The 22,945-nt window shown below is 52.9% G+C and carries 25 protein-coding genes, 1 tRNA gene and 1 pseudogene; 3 read left to right on the top strand and 24 right to left on the bottom strand.

All coding sequences use genetic code 11. From position 1 onward, the window contains the following. Positions 1-115: 115 nt before the first annotated feature. The 14 genes and pseudogenes from HA51_RS22455 to HA51_RS22390 form a co-directional block, all read right to left on the bottom strand. Positions 116-1,307 (bottom strand): annotated as a pseudogene (locus tag HA51_RS22455) (cytochrome c biogenesis protein/redoxin). A gap of 9 nt (positions 1,308-1,316) precedes the next feature. Beyond that, positions 1,317-2,069 carry an alpha/beta fold hydrolase gene (locus HA51_RS22450; protein WP_084937014.1) on the bottom strand — a complete coding sequence of 251 codons (753 nt, stop codon included), beginning with the start codon at positions 2,067-2,069 and terminating at the stop codon, positions 1,317-1,319. Between the two features lie 137 nt (positions 2,070-2,206). After that, positions 2,207-3,517, bottom strand: a complete 1,311-nt coding sequence (locus HA51_RS22445; protein WP_084937012.1) for an ATP-binding protein — start codon at positions 3,515-3,517, stop codon at positions 2,207-2,209. Further along, the gene (locus HA51_RS22440) at positions 3,514-4,254 is read right to left on the bottom strand and encodes a response regulator (RefSeq protein WP_084937010.1); all 741 of its coding nucleotides are present in this window, start codon (positions 4,252-4,254) and stop codon (positions 3,514-3,516) included. The genes HA51_RS22445 and HA51_RS22440 overlap by 4 nt, the downstream gene beginning before the upstream one ends. 69 nt (positions 4,255-4,323) lie before the next feature. Continuing rightward, a complete protein-coding gene (locus tag HA51_RS22435) occupies positions 4,324-5,313 on the bottom strand; it encodes an alpha/beta fold hydrolase (RefSeq protein WP_084937007.1) in 990 nt (329 codons plus the stop codon). Between the two features lie 177 nt (positions 5,314-5,490). Then, the gene (locus HA51_RS22430; protein WP_084937004.1) at positions 5,491-5,895 is read right to left on the bottom strand and encodes a type II toxin-antitoxin system YafO family toxin; all 405 of its coding nucleotides are present in this window, start codon (positions 5,893-5,895) and stop codon (positions 5,491-5,493) included. Further along, positions 5,892-6,185 (bottom strand): type I toxin-antitoxin system antitoxin YafN, encoded by a 294-nt coding sequence (yafN, locus tag HA51_RS22425; protein ID WP_084937001.1) that lies wholly within the window; start codon positions 6,183-6,185, stop codon positions 5,892-5,894. Before yafN ends, HA51_RS22430 begins: the two co-directional genes overlap by 4 nt. Before the next feature lie 126 nt (positions 6,186-6,311). After that, complete coding sequence (fucP, locus tag HA51_RS22420; protein WP_084936998.1) at positions 6,312-7,538, bottom strand: L-fucose:H+ symporter permease; 1,227 nt, start codon at positions 7,536-7,538, stop codon at positions 6,312-6,314. Positions 7,539-7,578: 40 nt separating this feature from the next. Then, entirely contained in the window at positions 7,579-7,929 is a 351-nt protein-coding gene (locus tag HA51_RS22415) for an L-rhamnose mutarotase (RefSeq protein WP_084936995.1), read from the bottom strand. Then, positions 7,926-8,702 (bottom strand): L-fucose dehydrogenase, encoded by a 777-nt coding sequence (locus HA51_RS22410; protein WP_084936993.1) that lies wholly within the window; start codon positions 8,700-8,702, stop codon positions 7,926-7,928. The genes HA51_RS22415 and HA51_RS22410 overlap by 4 nt, the downstream gene beginning before the upstream one ends. Next, on the bottom strand, positions 8,680-9,537 hold the full coding sequence (locus tag HA51_RS22405; RefSeq protein WP_084936990.1) for an amidohydrolase family protein: 858 nt from the start codon (positions 9,535-9,537) through the stop codon (positions 8,680-8,682). The genes HA51_RS22410 and HA51_RS22405 overlap by 23 nt, the downstream gene beginning before the upstream one ends. Before the next feature lie 2 nt (positions 9,538-9,539). Continuing rightward, positions 9,540-10,826 (bottom strand): L-fuconate dehydratase, encoded by a 1,287-nt coding sequence (locus HA51_RS22400; RefSeq protein WP_084936988.1) that lies wholly within the window; start codon positions 10,824-10,826, stop codon positions 9,540-9,542. Continuing rightward, positions 10,823-11,671, bottom strand: coding sequence for a fumarylacetoacetate hydrolase family protein (locus tag HA51_RS22395; protein ID WP_084936986.1), 849 nt, complete (start codon positions 11,669-11,671; stop codon positions 10,823-10,825). The genes HA51_RS22400 and HA51_RS22395 overlap by 4 nt, the downstream gene beginning before the upstream one ends. 14 nt (positions 11,672-11,685) lie before the next feature. Further along, a complete protein-coding gene (locus HA51_RS22390; protein WP_084936983.1) occupies positions 11,686-12,426 on the bottom strand; it encodes an SDR family oxidoreductase in 741 nt (246 codons plus the stop codon). 195 nt (positions 12,427-12,621) lie between these two features. Between HA51_RS22390 and HA51_RS22385 the strand changes: the two genes are divergently transcribed. Continuing rightward, complete coding sequence (locus HA51_RS22385; protein ID WP_084936981.1) at positions 12,622-13,374, top strand: FadR/GntR family transcriptional regulator; 753 nt, start codon at positions 12,622-12,624, stop codon at positions 13,372-13,374. Between the two features lie 12 nt (positions 13,375-13,386). On the opposite strand, the gene HA51_RS22380 is transcribed toward HA51_RS22385, so the two are convergent. The 6 genes from HA51_RS22380 to HA51_RS22355 all read right to left on the bottom strand — a co-directional run bounded on the left by HA51_RS22380 (position 13,387) and on the right by HA51_RS22355 (position 17,181). Continuing rightward, a tRNA-Thr gene (locus HA51_RS22380) sits at positions 13,387-13,459 on the bottom strand. A gap of 217 nt (positions 13,460-13,676) precedes the next feature. Continuing rightward, positions 13,677-15,422: a glycosyl hydrolase family 28-related protein gene (locus HA51_RS22375; protein ID WP_084936979.1), complete on the bottom strand. Its 1,746-nt coding sequence runs from the start codon at positions 15,420-15,422 to the stop codon at positions 13,677-13,679. A gap of 201 nt (positions 15,423-15,623) precedes the next feature. After that, positions 15,624-15,917, bottom strand: coding sequence for a hypothetical protein (locus HA51_RS22370; protein WP_084936976.1), 294 nt, complete (start codon positions 15,915-15,917; stop codon positions 15,624-15,626). After that, the gene (locus HA51_RS22365; protein ID WP_211282979.1) at positions 15,914-16,258 is read right to left on the bottom strand and encodes a DUF7940 domain-containing protein; all 345 of its coding nucleotides are present in this window, start codon (positions 16,256-16,258) and stop codon (positions 15,914-15,916) included. The genes HA51_RS22370 and HA51_RS22365 overlap by 4 nt, the downstream gene beginning before the upstream one ends. Positions 16,259-16,260: 2 nt before the next feature. After that, positions 16,261-16,728, bottom strand: a complete 468-nt coding sequence (locus HA51_RS22360) for a glycoside hydrolase family protein (protein ID WP_084936970.1) — start codon at positions 16,726-16,728, stop codon at positions 16,261-16,263. 174 nt (positions 16,729-16,902) lie between these two features. Next, entirely contained in the window at positions 16,903-17,181 is a 279-nt protein-coding gene (locus tag HA51_RS22355; protein ID WP_084936968.1) for a transcriptional antitermination N peptide, read from the bottom strand. A 14-nt stretch (positions 17,182-17,195) separates the two neighbouring features. Between HA51_RS22355 and HA51_RS27020 the strand changes: the two genes are divergently transcribed. Continuing rightward, a complete protein-coding gene (locus HA51_RS27020) occupies positions 17,196-17,387 on the top strand; it encodes a hypothetical protein (RefSeq protein ID WP_139810721.1) in 192 nt (63 codons plus the stop codon). Between the two features lie 207 nt (positions 17,388-17,594). Here HA51_RS27020 and HA51_RS22350 read toward each other — a convergent pair whose 3' ends face one another. The 3 genes from HA51_RS22350 to proB all read right to left on the bottom strand — a co-directional run bounded on the left by HA51_RS22350 (position 17,595) and on the right by proB (position 21,047). Continuing rightward, positions 17,595-18,326, bottom strand: coding sequence for a S24 family peptidase (locus HA51_RS22350; RefSeq protein ID WP_084936966.1), 732 nt, complete (start codon positions 18,324-18,326; stop codon positions 17,595-17,597). A 353-nt stretch (positions 18,327-18,679) separates the two neighbouring features. Continuing rightward, positions 18,680-19,933, bottom strand: coding sequence for a glutamate-5-semialdehyde dehydrogenase (proA, locus tag HA51_RS22345; RefSeq protein ID WP_084936963.1), 1,254 nt, complete (start codon positions 19,931-19,933; stop codon positions 18,680-18,682). A 10-nt stretch (positions 19,934-19,943) separates the two neighbouring features. Then, positions 19,944-21,047, bottom strand: a complete 1,104-nt coding sequence (gene proB / locus HA51_RS22340) for a glutamate 5-kinase (RefSeq protein WP_084936960.1) — start codon at positions 21,045-21,047, stop codon at positions 19,944-19,946. Positions 21,048-21,294: 247 nt separating this feature from the next. On the opposite strand from proB, the gene ompC reads away from it, so the two are divergent. Further along, positions 21,295-22,410 (top strand): porin OmpC, encoded by a 1,116-nt coding sequence (gene ompC, locus HA51_RS22335; RefSeq protein ID WP_084936957.1) that lies wholly within the window; start codon positions 21,295-21,297, stop codon positions 22,408-22,410. Between the two features lie 111 nt (positions 22,411-22,521). On the opposite strand, the gene crl is transcribed toward ompC, so the two are convergent. After that, positions 22,522-22,923, bottom strand: a complete 402-nt coding sequence (gene crl / locus HA51_RS22330) for a sigma factor-binding protein Crl (protein ID WP_084936952.1) — start codon at positions 22,921-22,923, stop codon at positions 22,522-22,524. Positions 22,924-22,945: the final 22 nt, after the last annotated feature.

Genomic DNA, 22,945 nt, shown 5'->3' with positions numbered 1-22,945 from the left:
AACACCCAACACCCAACAAAAAGGCTGCCATGATCATAAATGACAGCCTCTATAGATTTAGGTCTTAACTGACAGGCATTCCGCCCAGAATACTTCCCTAATTTAATTCGCCAGTTTAAGCTCGCGCCTCTTTCAACAGCTGCTGAATCACCTGTTCCTGCTCCGCATAATTGCCTTCACCAAACGCGGTGTAACGCAACTGACCCTGCGAATCGAAAATATAATGTGCGGGCCAGTATTGATTCCCAAAACGGTTCCAGATGCTGTAATTATTGTCCGCGACCACGGTGTAAGGCAGTTGCCACTGTTTGATGGCGCGGCTCACCGCTTTCTCATCCCGTTCCCACGGATATTCCGGAGTGTGAACGCCTACCACCACTAAACCTTCAGATTGATACTTATTGGCCCAATCACGTACATGCGGCAAGGTGTGCTGGCAGTTAATACAGTCGTAAGTCCAGAAATCCACCAACACCACTTTGCCTTTTAACGACTCAGGGGTCACTGGTGAACCGTTCAGCCATGCCGTACCACCATCCAGTGAGGGCAGATCGCTGCGCGTTTTTGGCATAACGACAGGTTCAAGGCGAGGTGTTATTGTGGGCTGTGGCGACCATTCACTGAGACGTTGCTCAAGATGCTGCACAAACGCAGGGCCACTCTGCAGCTGACCTTGTGTCCCGCTGGCAATTAATGCGACCGCAGCCAGCATGAAGCCTCCCGCCACCTGACGCAAACGCGTGGTAAAAGCCAAACCCGGCCGCAATCGTGCCACTAATCCCCGTCCCGCCACGTACAGCAACGCCAACATCAGTGCTGCACCGCTACCATAGGCTGCCAGCAAGAAGCCAACCGAGACAGGATTTTTGCCCACCACAGCCAGGCTGAGAATTGCGCCCAACACCGGCCCCGCACAAGGTGACCACAACATCCCGGTCGCCAACCCCGCCAAAAAACGCGGCCGTTAAACCGCGACGGCGATTGCTGGCATCATTGATGCGATTGCCCAACGCCACAAAGGGTTGGGTAACATGCTGAGCAATCCGCTTTGACAGTAATGTCAGCGCTGTTACCGTCAAAAAAACCAACGCGATCCAGCGTCCAGCCGCCGTGACACTGGCAACCCAATGACTGGCTACTGTCACCAGCAGTGCTACGGCGGTGAACATCATCACCATGCCGCTCAACAATGCCAGCAACTGCCCTTTTTGACCGCGCACGCTGGCAAACACAAATGGAATTACAGGCAACGTACAAGGGCTGAGTAACGTCAACATGCCTGCAAAGAAAGCAATAATGAAAGACATACGGCCTCCTTAATGGGCGTTAACCGCAGCGGTGATTACACGTACCACGCTATCCGGCTGGCTCAACATCGACACATGGCTCGCCGCAACTTCACTCTCTTGCGCATGGATTTTTTTCGCCATCGCCCGCTCAAGATCGGGATTGATCATGCGATCCTGGCTGCTGACCAAATACCAACTCGGCTTTTCCACCCAAGCTGCTTGCGTCACTTTGTCGCCAAAAGCGGCTGCACGGATGGGGCCTTGCGTTACGGCGAGCAGCCGTTGCTGTGCGGGCTTAACATCCGGCGCGAAGTCTTGTGCCACCACCGTCGGTGGTAATGTCAGGAATCCATCCGGGGTCTTCATAATCCCCGCGCTGCCAGCCGGGGCCGGATAACTATCCGCCAGCTCAGCCGTGGATTGACCCTTATCCGGCGCAAAGGCGGCGATATACACCAGCGCTTTGACCTTTTCGTCATGACCGGCTTCGGTGATCACCGTTCCCCCCCAAGAGTGACCGACCAGCACCACGTCGCCATGAGCCTGAGCAATGGCACGTTGCGTGGCGGCGACATCATCTTGCAGGGAGGTAAGTGGCAGCTGTACAGCAATCACTTCATCATGTTTGGCCTGCAGCTGTGAGATAACACGATTCCAGCTACTGCCATCGGCAAATGCGCCGTGGACCAGCACAACCGAGTGCAGACTTTCAGCCTGCGCGAAAGGGGTTACAGAGAGTGCCAGCAGCGTGGCGGAAAAAAGTTGAGACAACGCTTTCATATGAACCTCGTGACAGTGGTTAAAAGGCTGCATGCTTTAGCAGTGCGCTCATTTAACCAGGCTGATGTGTTCACGAAGTGTCTGATACCGCCCGTTTTGTCAGTCTGTATGTGTACGGGCGGCGCAGATACAAAAGGCTACAAATCGGTTTGCTGCAGAGTGATGTGTGCGTCGAGCCCGCCTTCCGCTCGATTGGATAACTGCAGCGTGCCGGACATCTGACTCACCAACTGCGTAGCGATCGCCAAACCCAACCCGGTGCCACCGGTGTGACGATTACGCGAACTCTCGACGCGGTAGAAGGGTTCCAGCACCGCCTCCAGCTCCGCTTCAGGAATGCCTGGGCCGTTATCCACTACGTGAATCTCAACTCGATCCCCTTGCGGCGCGCTCAGCTCAACGCCAGCTTCGCTACCAAACTTCAGCGCATTATCAATCAGGTTGGTCATGATGCGGCGCAGCGCCTGTGGCCTGACGGCAAAAGTGTCTTTGCCATGACAGGATGTGAAAGTAACGGCTTTACCGATGTCCTGATAGTCGCAGGCAATACTGTCGAGAAACGCATTCAGACTAACGACCTGCCGCGCCTCCTCCAGCACTTCCGATGAGCGCGCATAGGCAATGCCTTCTCTTACTAAGCGGCTCATATTATCGAGATCCCCCAGTAATTTATCGCGCAACTCTGGCTGCTCAGACATCTCCACGCGCAGCTTCATGCGGGTAATCGGCGTTTGCAGATCGTGGGAGATCGCCGCCAGAATCTGGGCTCGCTCTTTGAGATGATCCTGGATGCGCGTCTGCATCGCATTGAACGCACGTGCCGCCTGCTGCACTTCATCTGGACCACTTTCTGGCATCAGTTGTGCACTGTTGGAAGCTGGCTTTAAGCCTTCGACGGCCTGAGTAAAACGCATAAAGGGCCGCACGACCTGACGCACCGCCAGCCAGGCGCAACAGAGCAATAACAGCAGTTGGCCAACCAATACCACCGGTAGCCAGCGCGCAATGGCGGGCATACGCGGCCAGAGATCGAGCGTCAACGGCGCGCCATCGTGTAACGTTAAATGCACCTGAATATGCTCACGCGGGCCAGGAATGGCGTGAATGCTCATTTGATAGCGCCCGCCCAGGCTCTCTTGTAATGAACGGACGGCATCCCGCGCACGCCAGCTACTGGGATAAGGGCCAGGCAAACCTTTTGATAATTCGTAGCGATAGTTACCGCGCTCCAGTTTTGCCAGCCAACCGGGGCGCTCTGCCGCGGGTAAACGATCAAGAATGGCGACGCTGGTTGCCACGTCATATTCCAGATTGCCGAGCATTACCGTTTTGGCACTGCTCATACGCTCGATCATCAAACTCACTAAGGTGGTGGCATTTGCCAGCAACAAGCCGCCCAGCACGATAATCAGTAGGCGCGCCAGTAACGATCGTGGCCACAGCTTCATTCATGCGCCTCTTTAATGATCACCGGTGCAGCCAGCACATAACCTTCGCTGCGCACCGTTTTCAGGTAGGCGGGCTCACGCGCATCATCCCGCAGGCGCTGGCGTAAGCGGCTGACCAGCAGATCAATGGATCGCTCGAACAGCTCAGCATCGCGCCCCTGGGTCAGATTCAACAGCTGGTCGCGGTTCAACACACGCTGTGGGTGATCGAGAAACACGCGCAGCAGGCGGTATTCAGCCCCACTCAATGCCACGATCACCCCTTCGTGATCAATGAGATGCCGCGCTGAGGTATCTAATTGCCAGTCACCAAAAGCGATAATGCGACCGGCTTCGGTAATTTGCAGATTAGGCGGTAATGCGCGGGTGCGGCGCAGAATGGCTTTGATGCGCGCCAGCAGTTCGCGGGCGACAAAGGGTTTGATCAGATAATCATCCGCGCCCATCTCCAGGCCGAGAATGCGATCGGTATCCTCGCTGCGGGCGGTGAGCATCAGAATCGGCAGGTTTCGCTGGGTATCACTGCGTAGTTGGCGGCACAGCGTCAGGCCATCATCGCCTGGCATCATGATATCGAGGATCACCAGGTCGATAGCATTCGCCGACAACATGGCGCGCATTTCACGGCCATTGGCTGCGCCCGTGGCGCGATAGCCTGACTTGATCAGGTAATCGGTAATCAGTTCACGGATATCCCGGTCATCATCGACGACCAGAATGTGATCAATGTGCTCCAAAACAACCTCCTGTTTTCAACCTACGCAAAAAAGACCGGCATCATTGAGCCGGTCCTAAAAAAATCGTTTTTACAGCGCAGCGGCATCGACCACTGCTTTGACAAATTCCTGCGGATCTTCCTCTGGCGGGTTATGTCCAATATTGCCGGTAAAAGTACGATGCTCATATTTGCCGCTGAACTTGGCGCGATACGCTTGCGGTGCCGGATGTGGCGCACCGTTGTTATCCCCTTCAATAGTAATAGTTGGCACGCTAATCACCGGCAGTGTGGCTAACTTTTTCTCATAAGCATCATACTTTTGCTCGCCTTTTTCCAGGCCAAGACGCCAGCGATAGTTACTGATGGTCACCGCCACCTGATCCGGATTATCCAGTGCTTTAGCGCTCACGTTGAACGTGGCATCACTAAATTTCCAGCCCGGCGAGGCTTGCTGCCAAATCAGTTTGGCAAAATCATGGGTGTTTTTCGCATAGCCCTGCTCGCCACGCTCTGTGGCAAAGTAGAATTGATACCACCATTGCAGCTCAGCCTGCGGCGGCAAGGCCTTTTTACCCACATCCTGACTGCTGATCAGATAGCCACTCACCGACACCAGCGATTTGACGCGCTCCGGCCACAATGCGGCGACAATATCCGCCGTGCGCGCACCCCAGTCAAAGCCAGCGAAGACCGCCTGTTTGATGCCCAGCGCATCCATCAGCGCCACGGTATCGGCGGCCAATGCTGAAGGCTGGCCGTTACGCGGGGTTTTATCGGAGAGGAAACGCGTACTGCCATATCCGCGCAGATAAGGCACGATGACACGATAGCCCTTAGCCGCCAACTGCGGTGCGACTTTGGCATAGCTTTGGATGTCATACGGCCAGCCATGCAGCAGAATAATGGCCTGCCCATCACGAGGGCCAATATCGACATAACCGACGTTCAGCACGCCCGCTTTCACTTGATGGAGGGTGTTAAAGGCGGCAGCGTAATCCGCTTCCGTTGAAGTGGCAGCAAAGGCAGAGTGGGCAGATGCGCCCATGAGTAAGGTTGAAATAAGCAATTTGGTGAACATGGTGTTGTCTCCTCAGACACGGTTAATGTGTATAGAAGACCACGCCAATGTATAGGCGATGTTTGCAGAACAACGAGTTATGCAACGGGATGTATGTGTGTAGCGGGGAGATACAGTGAGATACAAAAAGGCGACAAGTATGAGAATGACACAGGAGAATGAGTGCTTTTATCTCAATTAATATTTCATCCTGAACGCTTCAGCCATCATACCAATCTTGTGCATGTTATTGTTGTTACGCGCCATTTTATGCACTTCTGGCTTTAGGATGATGATCAACAGATAGGCACTCATATCAATTGCGCCCTGGCAATAGACGAGATGAGCCTGGTCGCTGGTTCGCTTAAATTGACGTAAAAAATGAGGAAAGGGGGAATGGCTATCAGCAAGATGAATGTGAGCTACGCATTCTTGTTTGACTAAAGGGTAGGTACGGTCATCATCATAGGGTGCATCCCGACCAAAAGTATCTGGCAACACACCATCCTGTTTATAGGAACGAAAATCTTCTGATAAATCATCAAGCTCCTGGTGGCTCAACTGCTGTCTAATGATTGATGATTTGAATATCCTTATGCTCATTCCTTGAACTCAGTGAGATCCTTGTCGTCGAGGTCGTGAAGCAGTCTCTGCCCATCTTCAGCAATAGCGCGTAAACGTTCAGCCGTAGGTCTAAAGCGCGCTGTGGTATGTAAACGGCCTTGCTTCTCTTCTAATAGATCAATCAATTCCTCAAATACCTTAGCGCTGACCATATATCCGGCAGGTCGATTGTTTGAAAGTACGGCAACCGGCTCATCGATAAAATACTTGGCAGGGTTTTTTCTCAACTCTGTGATGTTTATTGATTTTTCTGCAAGAATGCGTTCCATTTTTCACTCCTGATACATGCAAAGGTACACTTTAGTGTACTCATTAATATACATCAAAAGTATTATTAAAAAAGTTGCCTAAGGGATATCTCAGGCAACTCACATTCTCAGAAGAGAAACAGAGGGTTAGTGGCCCTTGCGCTGACTCAGCGCATAAAACAGTACCACCACAAAGCAAACCAGGGGCAGGCCATATGCCAGTGCGGTGCTGGAGGTATCCGAAATGCGCCCCATGAACCACGGCATGATCGCCCCGCCCACAATCGCCATAATCATAAACGAGCTGGCCTGTTTGGTGGCCGGCCCCAGGTTCTTCACACCCATGGCAAAAATGGTAGGGAACATCGTGGACATAAAGAAGAAAATAGCCACCAAGGCGATCACTGAAACATCGCCCATGCCCAGCATCACCACAGCGCAAAGCACAATATTAATCAGCGCATAGGCTGCGAGAATTGATGCGGGTGAAATACGGCCCATTAACCAGGTGGAGAAGAATCGTCCCAGCATGAAACACACCATGCCCACCGACAACATATATGCCGCACTCTGATTGGTCACGCCCTGCCAGTGCTCGGTTGCGTAGTTAATAAAGAATGCACCGACCCCCACCTGCGCGGCCACATAAAAGAATTGCGCGATAACACCGCCGACAAAATGTTTATGCTGCCACAACGTTTGACCAGAATGTGTTGGATTCACCTCTTCGGCTTCACGAATATCCGGTAAAGCCGTGCGTTTAAATAACAGCGCGATGCCGATGACCACACAGGCAATAACCACATAGGTGATTTTAACGGTACTTTGCGCTTCATCTGCGCTGGCTTGGCTGAAAAAGAGCGTGCCGCCGATCATCGGTCCCACAAATTGGCCGAGACCGTTAAAGGATTGCGCCAGATTCAGGCGTCGCTCAGCCCCACGAGCATCACCCAGTACCGTGGCATAAGGATTGGCAGCCGTTTCCAGACAGCCTAATCCGCATGCCAGCACAAACAACGCAAACAAAAACATCATGAAATTGTTGACCATGGCTGCTGGCACAAATAATAAAGCACCAATCGCATACAATGCCAGCCCGACCAAAATACCGGCTTTATATCCGTGGCGACTCATAAAATAGCCAGCAGGTAGGGCAACCAAAAAGTAAGCACCAAAATAAGCACCCTGTAAAAGCCCTGACTGCGCTTTCGTCACGTGCAGCGTTTCCTGAAAATGTTTATTAAGGACATCTAATAAACCATAAGAAACACCCCACATAAAAAACAGCGTGGTAATGAGCATAAATGCCCAACGCAGGCTAATAGCGCCCCCGACACCGACATTATTCGGCGTCCCGATTTGTTCTGTAGACATGGTTATATCCTCGTAGCGTACTGTAGGTAAGTGTTGTTATTTATTGGTCGTGCAAAGAGAATATTCGCTCCATCGCCACCCATTTTTCGCCTGCGGGTGTCCAGGGTGTAGGTTGTTGAAATTGCCACATCAACGCCTCCCAGCGTTGAATATTGGGATCATGCAGCGAAGCCTCGGCAAATTTCGCTGTATCAAACTGTTGATTCACCTCCATCATCATAAAGAGACGGTTACCCAGCCGGTAAATCTCCATATTCACCACACCGTGCTGACGCAGATGCGTGGCGACTTCAGGCCATATCTGCTGATGTAGCCGCTGGTATTCCGCGATTTTTTCCGGCGAATCGACTAAATCCAACGCCAGATAATGAAACTGCGTGGCGCCGTTCACGACAGCGCCCGATCAAGATGAAGATAGCCGCCATCCACACTCAGCCATTCGCCCGTCGTATGGGATGCCCGCGCCGACAGCAAGAACACCACGGTGTTGGCGATCTCTTCGGGTGTGGTCATCCGTTGGCCCAGAGGAATGCGTTGGGTGATGTTGTTAAGTGCCTGCTCGGGCTCGGGGAAAGTGGCAATCCAGCGTTCATAAAGAGGGGTCATCACTTCTGCAGGCACCACCGCATTAACCCGGACACCACTCGCCCGCAGCGAAACTGCCCATTCTCGCGTCAGCGAAAGAATCGCGCCTTTTGCGGCACAATATCCGCTGGTGCCCCCCTGCCCGCTCAACGCCGTTTTTGAGGCGATATTCACGATGGCCCCTCGGCTGCTTTCTAACGCCGGTTGGCAGAAGTGTGTCATCTGATAATAGTGAATCAGGTTTTTCTCCAGAGAGGCGACAAAGGCCGATCGTCCCGCCTCTAATCCCACGCCATCATTCACACCCGCGTTATTTACCAAACCATCAATGCGGCCAAATTGTTGCAGTACTGTCTCTACCGCTCGCCGACAATTCTCTTCGTCACACAGATCGACGATTACCGTTTCGGCTTGTGGCTGCCGTTGGCGTAAACTTGATAACCAGATTTCGTCGGGTTGAGCATTGGTGATCATGACCGGAATAGCGCCTTCTTCGGCCAGTAAAGATGAAATGGCCGCACCGATGCCCGATCCGCCACCGGTCACGATGATGACCTTATCCTGTAAAAACAGATTCATGTTTTTCTCCCAAAAGCTGATAGACCTGCGCAGCCGTATTTCCCCAGATGCTGGCCTGTTCATGCGGCGATAATATTTCGATGGCCTGATGGGTGAGTTGAGCGACCTCGTGATACTCCGCAGCCAGCAGGCAAACCGGCCAGTCAGAGCCAAACATCAAGCGTTGTGGGCCAAATCGCTCAAGCGCTTCCTCAATAAAAGGGCGCAGTTGCGCGGCTTGCCACTGACCCTGTGGCGCTTCTGTCACCAAACCAGATAGCTTGCACACCACGTGCGGCATCGCCGCCAACTCGGCAATTTGCGCTCCCCAGGCTTGAGCGCCTTGGCTGATATCCGGCTTACCCAGATGATCAAGTACCAGCCAGTGGTGATCGTGCTGTGCCGCGAACGCGGTTAATGCAGGCAGATGGCGCCAGGTCACCAGCATGTCCCAGACATAGTGCTGTTGCTGTAACACGGCCATACCGGCTGACACCGAAGGTTGCTGCAGCCAAGCGGCAGGATCGCGCTCATCCTGCACCTGGTGGCGAAACCCTTTCAGCAGCGGATGTTGCACGGTGTGCAACCGCGCAGGGAGATCGCTGGCCGTGATATCGATCCATCCGACGACCGCATGCTCTCCTTCCGATTCCGCCGCCCATTGCAGCAATTGCGTTGTTTCTTCCTCGCACTGCCGCGCCTGAACGGTGATCGATCCCTGTAATTGCTGCCTGTCCAGCAATGGGGACAGATCCTTGGGAAGATAATCGCGCTGCAATCTCCCCATTTCGTTGCTCATCCAGGGATAATCTTTTGTGCGATAGCGCCAGAAATGCTGATGTGCATCGATTCGCACCCTCAAACTCCTTGCGCGCGATAGCGGTATTTATCCAGCGAGGCCGGGAACATCTCGATGGAAAAACCCGGAGCCTTAGGCGGCATATAGGCGGCACCGCGTACCTCACAGGGATGCAGGAAGTGTTCATGTAAGTGATCGACATACTCGATCACCCTGCCTTCATGTGTGCCCGCAATACAGACGAAATCAATCATCGAAAGATGCTGAACGTATTCACACAGCCCAACGCCCCCAGCATGTGGACATACCGGTAATTGGTATTTAGCTGCCATTAGCATTACGGCCAGCACTTCATTGACGCCACCTAAACGGCACGCATCGATCTGCACGACATCAATCGCTTCACGCATGATGAACTGCTTGAAAAGAATGCGGTTCTGACACATCTCGCCGGTGGCCACCTTGATGGGCGCAACGCCCTGACGAATCTTGCGATGCCCTTCTACATCGTCTGGGCTGGTCGGTTCTTCGATAAACCAAGGCTTGGCAAATGCCAGTTGCTGTACCCAATCCACCGCATCCTTCACCTCCCACACCTGGTTGGCATCAATCATCAAATGGCGATCCGGCCCCAGGACCTCTCGTGCGATCCTGACGCGACGTTTGTCATCCTCCAGATCGCGCCCGACTTTCAGCTTGATATGTGAGAACCCCGCATCAACAGCCTGCTGACAGAGTCGACGTAGTTTTTCATCGTCATAGCCCAGCCAGCCCGCTGAGGTGGTGTAGCACGGATACCCTTCTTGTTCTAACTGCTGAATACGTTGAGCTTTACCCTCAGCTTGCGCAGTCAGTAACGCCAGTGCTTCATCAGGCGTGATGCAGTCAGTGAGGTAGCGGAAGTCGATACAGCGCACCAATTCCTCTGGCGACATATCCGCCACCAGTCGCCACAGCGGTTTTTCCTGCGATTTTGCCCACAGATCCCAAATCGCATTCACCACCGCACCCGTGGCCAGATGGATGGCGCCTTTGTCTGGCCCGATCCAGCGCAATTGGCTATCACTGGTGATGTCACGCCAGAATTGCCCCATATCAGCGGTAATGGTTTCCAGCTGGCGCCCCACGATCAAATGTTCCAGTGCGCGAATAGCGGCACAGCAAATTTCATTGCCGCGTCCGATGGTGAACGTCAAACCGTGTCCACTGATCGCGGCATTATCCGTCTCAATAATCACATAAGCGGCGGAGTAGTCAGGATCGGGGTTCATCGCATCCGATCCATCCAGATGTTCTGAGGTAGGAAAACGAATGTCTTCAACACGCATAGCCGTTAGTTTGGTCATTGTGCTGAGCCCTCGGTGATTTGACGCTGTTCACCCAAGCCAGCAATGCCCAAAGTGATCGTTTGTCCTGGCCGCAAATAAACCGGAGGTTTTTGTCCCATCCCAACGCCCGGTGGCGTACCGGTGGAAATCACATCCCCGGGCTGCAGGCTCATAAACTGGCTGAGGTAGCTGATAATGTGAGCGACAGAGAAAATCATGGTGCGCGTGTTACCGTTTTGATAACGCTTGCCATCGACGTCGAGCCATAAATCCAGCTGCTGCGGATCCGCGATTTCATCCGCAGTGACCAGCCACGGGCCTATGGGGCCGAAAGTGTCACACCCTTTGCCTTTGTCCCACGTCCCGCCTCGTTCAATTTGATATTCTCGCTCGGAGACGTCGTTAACCACGCAATAGCCTGCAACATGCGCCAGCGCATCCTCTTCACGGATGTAGCTGCCGCCTTTGCCAATCACCACACCCAGTTCAACTTCCCAATCGGTTTTGACTGAACCACGTGGAATGCGCACGGCATCATTCGGCCCCACTACCGCGCTGGTCCATTTGCTGAAGACCACCGGCTCTTTAGGGATGTCGGCACCGGTTTCTGCGGCGTGGTCGGCGTAGTTCAGGCCAATGCAGATAAATTTGCCAATGTGGCCCACGCAAGCACCAATACGAGGCTGACCGGATATTTTTGGCAATTCGTGAACGGAAAGCTGGCGTAACTTGTCTAGCGAGGCGGGCAATAATTGCTCACCTGCGATGTCATCAATGTATTGCGACAAATCACGCAGTTGCCCCTGCTCATCAACCATTGCCGGACGTTCTTTTCCCACTTCACCCACGCGAACTAATTTCATTTACGACTCCTTTGTTAATTGCTCCAACCGCCATCAATAACCTGTGCTGTGCCGGTGGTGTAGTTGCTGGCATCAGAGGCAAGATAAGCGGCGAGATAAGCGATCTCTTCTACCGTGCCGATGCGTCCAATCGGTTGGCGCGCGACAAAAGCCGCATAGACCTCATCTTCGCTTTTGCCTTCGGCTTGAGCCTGAGTGGCAATGCGCTGGCGCAGCGAGGGAGAATCCACCGTGCCAGGACAGATCGCATTACAACGAATACCGTCGGCAATAAAATCGGCTGCGACAGAACGCGTCAGGCCAATCACCGCCGCTTTGGTAGCGCTATAAGCAAAGCGATTCGCCACCCCTTTCACGCTGGAGGCCACGGAAGACATATTGATGATGGACCCTTTTTTCTGGGCGAGCATGCCGGGCAGAAACGCCTGGATCATGTGAAACATCGCGCTGACATTGAGGTCGAGCGCGAACTGCCACTCCTGCTCAGTACAAGCCAGTAGATTGCCGCTGTGCACCACACCTGCGCAGTTAAACAAGACATCTACCGGACCCAATTCTTCCACCGCTGCGCGAATCGCTGCTCGGTCAGTCACATCCAGCCGATAAGGCGTGACGTTCTGCAGATCCTGTAAAGCGGTGATGTTGATATCGCTCCCCACTACATTTGCCCCCTGCTCGGCAAAATAGCGGGCACTGGCAAGACCAATTCCTTGCCCGGCAGCGGTGATCAACACACGTTTTCCGTGTAAATTCATTGCATCCTCTCTGGTATAAAGATCTAATGGTCAGGCCATTAAAGGCGAAGTATTTAGCGTTCTGTCGCAACAAATAGCGCTGGTCACTTCATCGATGTCGTATTACTTTTTATTGACAAACACGTAACATTGACAAGTTCGTTGACGTTTTTTTGTGCATCGCGTCACTTAATTTATTTAACAGGTAGCTGTAACATGCCCATTAAAAAGATGGAAAATCCAAGGCTTTACAGACAGATAGCCGACCAACTAATTAAATTGATCGATAACAACGAATTTCCACCGGGCAGTCGTCTACCTGCCGAGCGTGAATTAGCTGAACAACTTCAGGTAAGCCGAGCGTCTGTGCGAGAGGCGCTGATTGCGCTTGAAGTGATTGGTTTAGTGGATGTGAAAGTAGGCAATGGTGTGATTGTAAAGGCGCGCTCAGGTTCACAGGAGCCGGTGATGGTGCAGGCTGGACGCGATCAATGGAACGAGCCCGATGATGAGTTAGGCATCAAGCTGGATTTTTCCACTGAGCTACCGCCATTTTCGCTGTTGCAGGCGCGTCGGCTGATAGAGCCGGAAGCTGCTGCATTGGCCGCCATTCATGCCAGCCAGCAGGAACTGGTGCATATTCGCGAAGCCTATCAGCAAAACTGCGCTGACAACCGTGCCCAATCACGCACCCATCCCGGTGACCGTTTATTCCATATTCGGATCGCGCAGGCCAGCGGCAATCCTGCCTACGGTTTTATCATTGGTCACCTGCTGGGGCACCGCTATGGCAGCATGTTTAAAATGCTGCAGGCCCATTACACCCCGAGTGATATGCCAGATGTGTCGGAGCATGAGCACCTAGCGATTTTGACGGCGCTGGAAAAGCGGGACGCCAAAGCGGCACGGGCAGCGATGAAAGCCCACATTGATCGCGTGATCGCAACCTTTGAACGGGTACAGGAGTAGGAAAAGAACGGGTGCCGGAAATAGGAATCGAACCTACGACCTTTGCATCACGAGTGCGCTGCTCTGCCCACTGAGCGATACCGGCATGAGGGTGGGAACTGCGAGGAAATACCTGAGGAACATCGGCTACATGAGACAAGATTGTACCGATGGAATGGAAATGGAAAATCGCTCTCACTGATAAAACGGTGTTGATAAACAGCAAATTTATTTTGGCCAAACTTCATCAAGTTAGATGGCGGTGTCTGTGCTGCTTTGCGCAGTAAAAAAGGCGAGGCCTGCGCCTCGCCAAAAGTATGGCCTTAATCGTAATAGGGAAGTTTACGATCGACACCGTTGATATTGACCAGCACAAAACCTGTCGGCGCGGCGGCATTGGTGGGCGTGCCAGCGGCGGAAGCTAACGTCAACACGCCCTTCTCATTCGCACCAATCCCTGCCAGGCCATTATGCATACCGAAACGCGCTGCCGGTTTGTAGGGCCCCAGTGTGGTGGTATCGGTCACCACTGAAAAATCAGACTGGAACAGTGAGCAAGAGCCGGTATCGAAACGTGTTGGGCCGGTGCACTTCAGGTTCAGCATGGTGTCGCCACTGTTGGCTTTCAGCTTCACCCACACCACGGCATACGTGGTGCCCACACGGTTGTAACGGATATCCAAGATCGCGGGCTGCCCCATATGAAAGGCATCTGCCCACACGGTTTCAAGCCGTTGCAGGTTAATCCAGGTTTTGCCGCTACTGGCGACGTTGACCGGTGTGCCAGCCGTTCCCGTTGGCTGGGTGGCATCGGCCTTACCAATAAACTCCATCACCCATTGCTGGTTGGCATTGGGGAAAAACAGCTGCCCAAGGCGATACCAGTTGTCGGTTGCGGTATTATTGGTGACTTTGTAGCCACTGTAGTAACCGGCCCGCAATGAACCCGTGAGGAAACTCCCGAAACTTTCGTCACGGCGATAGCCATATTCAAAGGTCGAGAGCCATTTACCCGCCACCAAGTCATTCGACACTTTACTGCCAGACTGCACGTTGATTTGGCGCATCGTCACGCGGGCATTATTGAGGTTAAAAGGATTGAGACAATCCTCAACGTTGAGCGTATCAATGGTCCAGCCACCGTCAGAGAGATCGCCCGGATTACGCGTGTGTTCAATCCATACGTTGCGCAAAATACCCTGAGTACAACGCGGCATATACAGCGTGGCATCGCCATAGCCGGTCTGGAAGTTACAGTTGCAGATCTCTATCGCCGTGGAGTGATCCCAAGCGCCATTTGGCGAATTAGACCAGCCTACGTCAAACACACGTGCATAGGTGTAGAGGGTATAAATCTGGTCAAACTTAGTGTCGAGGGTATCCAGCAGCTTAATCACCGTACCGCCATTATTCTGCGCGCGGAAACAGTAGATATTGACGGTGGTGCCTTCGATACAGGTATTTTCGAAGAACGGCTGCACGTTGCTGCACATCGCAGCGGTGATGGTGCCTTTGTTGGTGGTGATATCGGCGGATGCCTGACCGTTCCACGCAATGCCGCGAATCGATGTACGGCGCGCCTTCACCTTAAATACCGGGTTAGCGCTTTTGTCCGAGATAATGGTGGTACGCGGCAATGAACCCAACTCAACGTCGTCACCCTGCAGGCCAAAGAAGGCGTTGTCCGTCGCGCTAATGTCGATTGGGCTGATCAAAAATTTACCGCCAGGAAAACGAATCGGCAGATCTTTGATGTTGGCGCTGTAATTTTGCGTCCAGGTCAGCATCCGATTGACGGCGTCGGTGTCATTCGCATAACCATCGCCTTTCGCACCAAAGTGATACACGTTGATATCGGAAGGATCGTTAATCACGCGTTTCCAGTAGAAGCCGTTACCGACCGCTAAAGTACCGCCATCATCTGTTGCCGTGGTGGTGCCAATAAATCCGGTAAAATCACCGCCGCCACGGAACGTGGAATCGGCTGTGTAACGACGCAAAAACGCCAGATCACCGTTTTTGGTGGGCGTAGTAGTACGTAGGTCAGCATAAGAGTTAACTTCGATCATCATAGCCTCCTCGGCCTTTTCAGGTTTACAAGATTAGTGAGAGAACAGCCTCAGTGCGCCGCCTGGCCGCAGTGCTGGTCCCAGAGATCGTTGTGATTGTTGATGGCACGCACGGTACGAATGTCCATGCGTTCGGCGTCATTGCCGTGGGTATAAATCGGGGAAAACAGAGTGCACGCAGAGTCAATAACGATGGGGGATTCAGGGCTGGTTGTATTTCGAGTGCTGCAACTTGTCACGAGCAGCAGCGTCATCAAGATTAAGGTTGCTGGTTTCCACACGTTTGGCCTCCTCGCGTAGCTGTTGCTGCTGCTGATTGACCGCCACTGCCTGCACTGCGGATTTTTCAGCGCTTTCAACATCACTTTTGGATTTTTGCTGCACCTTGCCGATCTTTTTACCGCCGAAATAGCTGGCGGCGAGCGCCGCAATCACACCCGCCAGCGCTGCCAGCCAGTGCCAGCTGCCGCCGAGCATTGTGGTGAGGAAAGTCATGATTTCTCCTCCAGGGTTTTACGTTGATCGATGAGGTTTTTCTGGCGGACAAACTGCGCCAGCACCCCCATTGCCACCATAAAGGCGCCAATCAACCCCAGATAGTTGTGGGGCAGAATGTCTTTGACGTCTTGAGGGAGTGCGTTCCAGGCATCCAGTGCCGATGAAGGGAAAGATTGCGCCCACGCGCTGAGCATCGAACCTAACGACGCCAACCATACTGACCAGGTTTTGAACAGTAGCCGCGCATGCTTCACAAACTCCAATGTGGTAAAGCGTTGTAGTAGCAGCAGTACAATGGTCGCCGTGAGTACGGCGACAAGAAAAACCATCCATTTCATGTTCATAACAGCCCCCGATAGATGTCATAGGTGCCGCTGCGCATCACTTCCGCATGACGCCGGGCACGGCCTGGTGTCTGGCGTGCCCATAAGCTATCGAGCATCGCGTTGGCTGCCCCATTGAAATCGCCTTGGGTAATCGCCGTTAACATGCCGCGAAACAGCGCCAAGCCATCAACGCCTAGCTGGTACGCCATACTGATCAGCACATCACAACGCGGTTCACTGCATTTGCTCAGCGCTTGCTGTACTAACGCACGCTGGTTCATTTCCAACACTTTGTTTTCAACGATGCACTGCTTCCACACATCCCCCACCCGTCGCGGGACTTGGAAGATATAGTTGCTAAGTGACGCGCCTTTCGGTCCAATGCGAATACCCCCTGCCACGGTGGGAAAACCTTGCGTATCGAGATAAGGCGCTTCGCGATAACCCTCTTCAAAATTCAAAATGGCAATAATCTGGCTCATAACAGGTCCTCTTTGACGGGCGCAGCCACTGAAAAGTGCTGCGCAAAAACATAAATCTCACTGATCTTTTGCTGGTTGAAGCGCAACGCTAACAAAGCGAAACGCTCAAGAAGTGCTAAACAGTGAGCAATATTCAGGTGTTCCGTTTAAAGCTGGGGAAATGAAGCAAAGGATTTAGCGCACGGCATAGAGATGAACATGAGGCAAACAACAGTTATCGATACTCGCACTCTCGGATGAAGTCCTTGCAGGAGCCATCACCGCATTGTCAGCGCGCGAGCGTGTCTGGCGCTGACAGATGCGTTCAGCGGTACGCATCGTCCCACCATCGGGTTCGAGACCTAGTGCACTATCGATACTGCGTTTTAGACGGCTGAGAGGCTGACGGCGTCGGTGACGTCGAGTGCGCGCATTGCCGCTGAAGACTGACTTGCCATACTGGATAATCGCCATAACTCCTCCTGTAAATGAGTCTTTGGCGATGGGGTGGCGGGCACGGCGGTTCGGCTGAAGCCGAGGCGTCCGTTTATCCGCTGATGGCACTCGTCATCAACTCACCCGGCGACAATCGCGGCCAGGTAAAAGCAGAGGAGAATGAAATCAGACGAGAACTGACGACGCTGCAAAGTGCGTATCCACCCCATCCCAAAGTTCACTGACTTTGGTTGGTAGGTATCGCGCTTGTGCAGCGCCTCAATTGTTTAAGAGCGGGCTCATCCGAGAGCAGTGATGTCGTCCTTCCATGCTCAAATTATTAACAGGTTCTAATGCATTGGCAAACACCAACAGTTAATTTTTTATTTACCATCAGTTAAATTTATGATTTCAGCTGGATTATTTTTTTGCCTGCCAATGGCAAAATGTGATCAACCTAAAATCTGGTAATCGCGCGCCTGGCTCATGATGACGCGCGCAACCACGCGCAGCGAGGCTGCTTCATCCTTTGTCAGATACCAAGTCTCATACCGCTTGTTGTCCGATATCACCGCCACCTTCTTGTGCTGCAGTTGCAATCGTTTGAGATAGAGCTGATCGTCAAGCGTGAACAGATAGATACCGTCGCCATCGAAGCGCTGCACGCTGATGTCTACAAACAGCTGGTCGCGGGGGGAAAAAGTTCCCACCATCGAATCATTATTCAGTGCGATCAGCCGGATGTTCTCTGCCGTTCGGCCGTTAAACAGCACGCGCGCTTCATCCAGCCCAAACTCAATCGCCTGAATGGTTTCGACCAGGACGTCGCGCGCAGCGATGCCTTGAGCGCTTCGCTGCCCAATATCCAGACTCTCAACGCGGAACATATGTTTGGGGTCTGTGAGCGAGGAGGCTTCAATCACGACATGCGGTTTATCCATGCCGAATTGCAGCCATTCCACGCGCACATCCAGTAACTGGCTGAGTGCCAGCAAATTGCTATCATCTGGAATGGATTGTGCGTTAAACCATTTCCAGACCCCCGGTGTTGAGATCCTGCATCCCCTTTGCTGCAGTGCTTGTGCAACCTGTTTGTTCCGTCCGTGTCCGACAATTCCCGCGCTGTCACACGCGGCAATCAGCCTGGCAGTAAAAGCTTGTCTCGTACTCTCTTTTTTAACCATCAGTTAATAATCTGCCATCAGTAAAAGACTGAATGTTATTTTCGTTTTTGCTACCAGTTCATTTTATATTACCGCCAGTTTACTACCCAACCGCTTTTATCAATGAAGCTGGATAATCATTATCCCCTATGGCCTGGTGGAAACCAGTATTGAATGCCCGACAGCTTGTTCTGATAGGGGTTTTCAGGATTGTCCTGCGGCACTAAGACCAGCACCTTAAGGAAAAAATGGGCGAAAAGACGTGTAGATGCCATAAATGACAGAAATAAATCAAAAAGCTCTGGAAATAGCTGGATCGAAAGCAAAAAAATGGACACCTTTTAGGGTGCCCATTGTGATGCAGGAGCGAAAAATTAGCCGCGCAGCGTATCGCCGCCCCAGCCAATCCACTTATAGGTAGTCAGCGCTTCCAGCCCCATCGGGCCGCGCGCATGCAGTTTTTGTGTGCTGACCGCCACTTCGGCGCCAAGACCAAACTGACCACCATCTGTGAAACGCGTACTGGCATTAACATAGACCGCCGAGGAATCCACCTGATTAACGAAGCGGTTGGCATTGCCAATGCTGCGCGTCAGGATACCATCGGAGTGCTGGGTGCCGTGCTCGCGAATGTGCGCAACCGCCTCGTCGAGATCGGCCACCAGCTTGACGTTGAGATCGTTTGCCAACCACTCATCGTCATAATTTTCCGCTTTCACTGCCACCACACTGGCTGGACCAGCCTGCAGGCGCTCCAGCACGTTTTCATCAGCGTGGAGCGGAATGTTCTCCTGCGCCATACGTTGCAGGAATGCAGGAATAAAGCGTTCAACCTGATCGCGATGGATAAGCAGCGTTTCCAATGAATTACAAGCACTTGGGCGCTGTTTTTTCGCATTGACGATGACATCCAGAGCAGGCTCAGTCTCCATGGTTTCATCAAGATACAGATGACATACGCCAATCCCGCCGGTAATCACCGGAATGGTTGAGTTCTCACGACACAGCTTGTGCAAGCCAGCCCCCCCACGTGGGATTAACATATCGACGTAGCGATCAAGCTTCAGCAATTGGTTTACCAGTTCACGATCTGGATTCTCAATCGCCTGCACCGCACCGGCCGGTAAGCCGTGCTGCATGAGCGCATTTTGAATCACGCGTACCGTTGCCGCATTGGTGCGATAAGTCTCTTTACCACCGCGTAAAATGGCTGCGTTACCGGTTTTCAGGCACAGAGATGCCACGTCAACCGTGACATTGGGGCGCGCTTCATAAATCACGCCAATGACGCCCAACGGCACGCGACGGCGCTCAATACGCAGGCCGCTATCGAGCATGCCGCCATCGATCAATTGACCGACGGGATCGGCAAGACGGCATACCTGACGCACATCGTCGGCAATACCTTTCAAACGCTGCGGGTTGAGCGTTAAGCGATCGAGCAACGCTGCACTCATGCCATTCTGGCGCGCATCGGCCAGGTCCTGCTCATTCGCCGCCAGAATATCGGCACTCTCCGCTTCCAGACGATCGGCGATGGTCAGCAACACCTGATTTTTTTGTTCAGTGGAGAGTTCTGCCAGTTTGTACGACGCTGCCCGCGCCGCTTTACCCATTTCTTCTAACATCTTCTGCTCCTTAACTGACGATCATATCGTCGCGGTGCACGGCAACGGGGCCATACTCGTAACCCAGGATATCGCTGATCTCCTGACTGTGATGGCCAGCAATCATGCGCATCGCATCGCTGTTATAACGCGTGACACCGTGGGCGATATCGCGGCCTTGCAGGTTACGGATGCGGATGACTTCACCGCGCGAGAAGTTGCCTTGTACATCACGTACCCCTTTTGGCAGCAGTGAACTCCCGCGCTCCAGCACCGCAACCAGCGCGCCATCATCGATAGTGATTTCACCTGCAGGGGGCGCGCCAAAGATCCAGCGCTTACGATTTTCCAGCGGCGACTGCTGCGCATGGAAACGCGTTCCAACCGGTTTGCCATACAGAACGTCGCTGATCACATCTGGGCGGCTCCCCGCCGCGATGATCACATCAATCCCCGCACGACAGGCGACATCTGCCGCTTGCAGCTTGGTCGCCATGCCGCCTGTGCCAAGACCCGACACACTGCCACCCGCCAGGGTACGCAGCGCGTCATCAATCTGATGCACGTCGCTAATCAGCTCGGCTTCTGGATTGGTCCGCGGATCGGCAGTGAACAGGCCCTGCTGATCGGTCAGCAGCAGCAGCTTATCCGCACCGCCCAGCATCGCGGCCAGCGCAGAGAGGTTGTCGTTATCACCGACTTTAATTTCCGCCGTCGCAACCGCATCGTTCTCGTTAATCACCGGCACGATATGGTTGTCGAGCAGCGCACGCAGCATGTCACGTGCGTAAAGGAAGCGTTCACGGTCTTCCATATCGGCGCGCGTCAGCAGCATCTGCCCGATATGAATGCCGTAGATAGAGAACAGTTGTTCCCACAGTTGAATCAAACGACTTTGCCCCACCGCAGCCAGCAGCTGCTTTGAGGCGATGGTAGGCGGCAGTTCGGGGTAACCCAGGTGTTCGCGTCCAGCGGCAATCGCGCCAGAGGTAACGATAACAATACGATGGCCCGCTGCATGCAACTGTGCACACTGACGAACCAGCTCCACCATGTGCGCCCGATTCAGCCGACGTGAACCGCCGGTGAGGACGCTGGTACCCAACTTGACCACAAGGGTCTGACTGCCACTCATGTTTTTCCTACCATATAAGAAAAAAAATTCTGCGAAGGGACGTTTTATCAGGAGTCAGCAAGGAAGCCAACCACGGCAAGGGGAAAAGCACAAAAATCCCCTGACAATGCGCTAGACCAAAAGTTCGCGATTAACAAGAAATCAGAAAAAATGTCATAAAACTTTCATCACCAAACGGTAAAACGTCCCGTGTTTTACAAACCCTTTCAAGGGTACAACAAATTTTACTCATTGGGATTGATAGCAAATGAAGAAGAGCACACTGGCATTAGTCGTATCTGCGTTGGCACTGACCTCCGCTGCACACGCCGCAGAAGTTTATAACAAAGACGGTAACAAACTGGACTTCTACGGCCGCGTAAAAGCGGAGCATTACTTCAGCGACGCTGACTCCAACAACGGTGACAAATCTTACGTTCGTATCGGTTTCAAAGGTCAAACTCAGATCAACGATCTGATGACCGGCTACGGCCAGTGGGAATATCAGTACAACGTCAACAACTCTGAAGGTTCTGACGCTAACGCAGGCAACAAAACCCGTCTGGGCTTTGCTGGTCTGAAATTTGGTCAGTACGGTTCATTCGACTACGGTCGTAACTACGGCGTGCTGTACGACGTAGAAGCATGGACTGACGTATTCCCAGAGTTCGGTGGTGACGGTACTGCACGTTCTGATAACTTCATGACTCAGCGTACCACTGGTGTAGCAACTTACCGTAACAGCAACTTCTTTGGTCTGGTTGATGGCCTGCGCTTCGCGCTGCAATACCAGGGCAAAAACGATGACAAAACTGCTAACGCCCGTGGCACCGCCACTGACGGTACGCGCCAGAACGGCGACGGTTACGGCGCATCTCTGGGCTACACCATTGGCGATACCGGCATCAGCCTGATGTCAGCCATTACCTCTTCTAACACCACCCTGGCGCAGAAAAACCGCGTTTACGGCGGCGGCGACAAAGCGGATTCATGGGGCGCTGGCCTGAAGTATGACGCGAACAGCGTTTACCTGGCTGCTATCTATACTGAAACTCGCAACATGACCCCGTTCAGCGGAACCTATCAGGGTGCTTCAATTTCTGGTGCAGCTAACAAAGCACAGAACATTGAATTGGTTGCTCAGTATCAGTTCGACTTCGGCCTGCGTCCGTCCATTGGTTACGTTCAGACCAAAGGCAAAGACATGGAAAACGGTATCGGCGACGCAGATCTGGTCAAATACATCGACGTTGGCGCGACTTACTACTTCAACAAAAACATGTCTACCTTCGTTGATTACAAAATCAACCAACTGGATGACAACAACAAGCTGAACCTGAACAACGACGACATCGTTGCTGTTGGTCTGACTTACCAGTTCTAAGTCGTTAGCATTACCCTCAATGTGTCTATAAAAAAAGAGCCGGCTCATCACCGGCTCTTTCTTTTATCCGTTCTCAGGGCGGCCTGAAGGCCGCACCCGACAGAGTCATGTTCACGCGCTAAGTTTAACCGGCTCTTCTTTGAATCCCGCTGCGGGTTTGAGATCCAATTTCTGGTCCTTGAGGACAGCTTTCAGGCGTTCGTGGAAGTTCCGTAACGTACTTTCCACCTTCTCGTTATTCTCTTTGCCTTTTATCGCTGCCACGCCCCAGTCTCCCTCTTTATCAAACAGACCAAAGTGGTATTCGTAGGTGAAGTGGTCCTCATGTGCTTCCAGCGTCATCCACCAGCCCCAGAACTCACGGCTCTCTGGTGCGGGTTTAACATTGACGCAAGCTGCTAAACAGTCGAAGAAGAAGCGGGTCTCTTCACATTTTCCTTCACGGATGTACGGCCCCAATTCGGTGAAGCGCTTAAGCAGGCGACTACGGGGATGACCACTCGGTAACGTCATGCTAATTCTCCCTCAAATAAAC

Origin of the sequence: Pantoea rwandensis (genome assembly GCF_002095475.1) — a bacterium.
GTDB classification, from domain to species: Bacteria; Pseudomonadota; Gammaproteobacteria; order Enterobacterales; family Enterobacteriaceae; genus Pantoea; species Pantoea rwandensis.
Note: the sequence above shows the minus strand (reverse complement) of the source record. Positions and strands in the feature narration are given on the sequence as shown.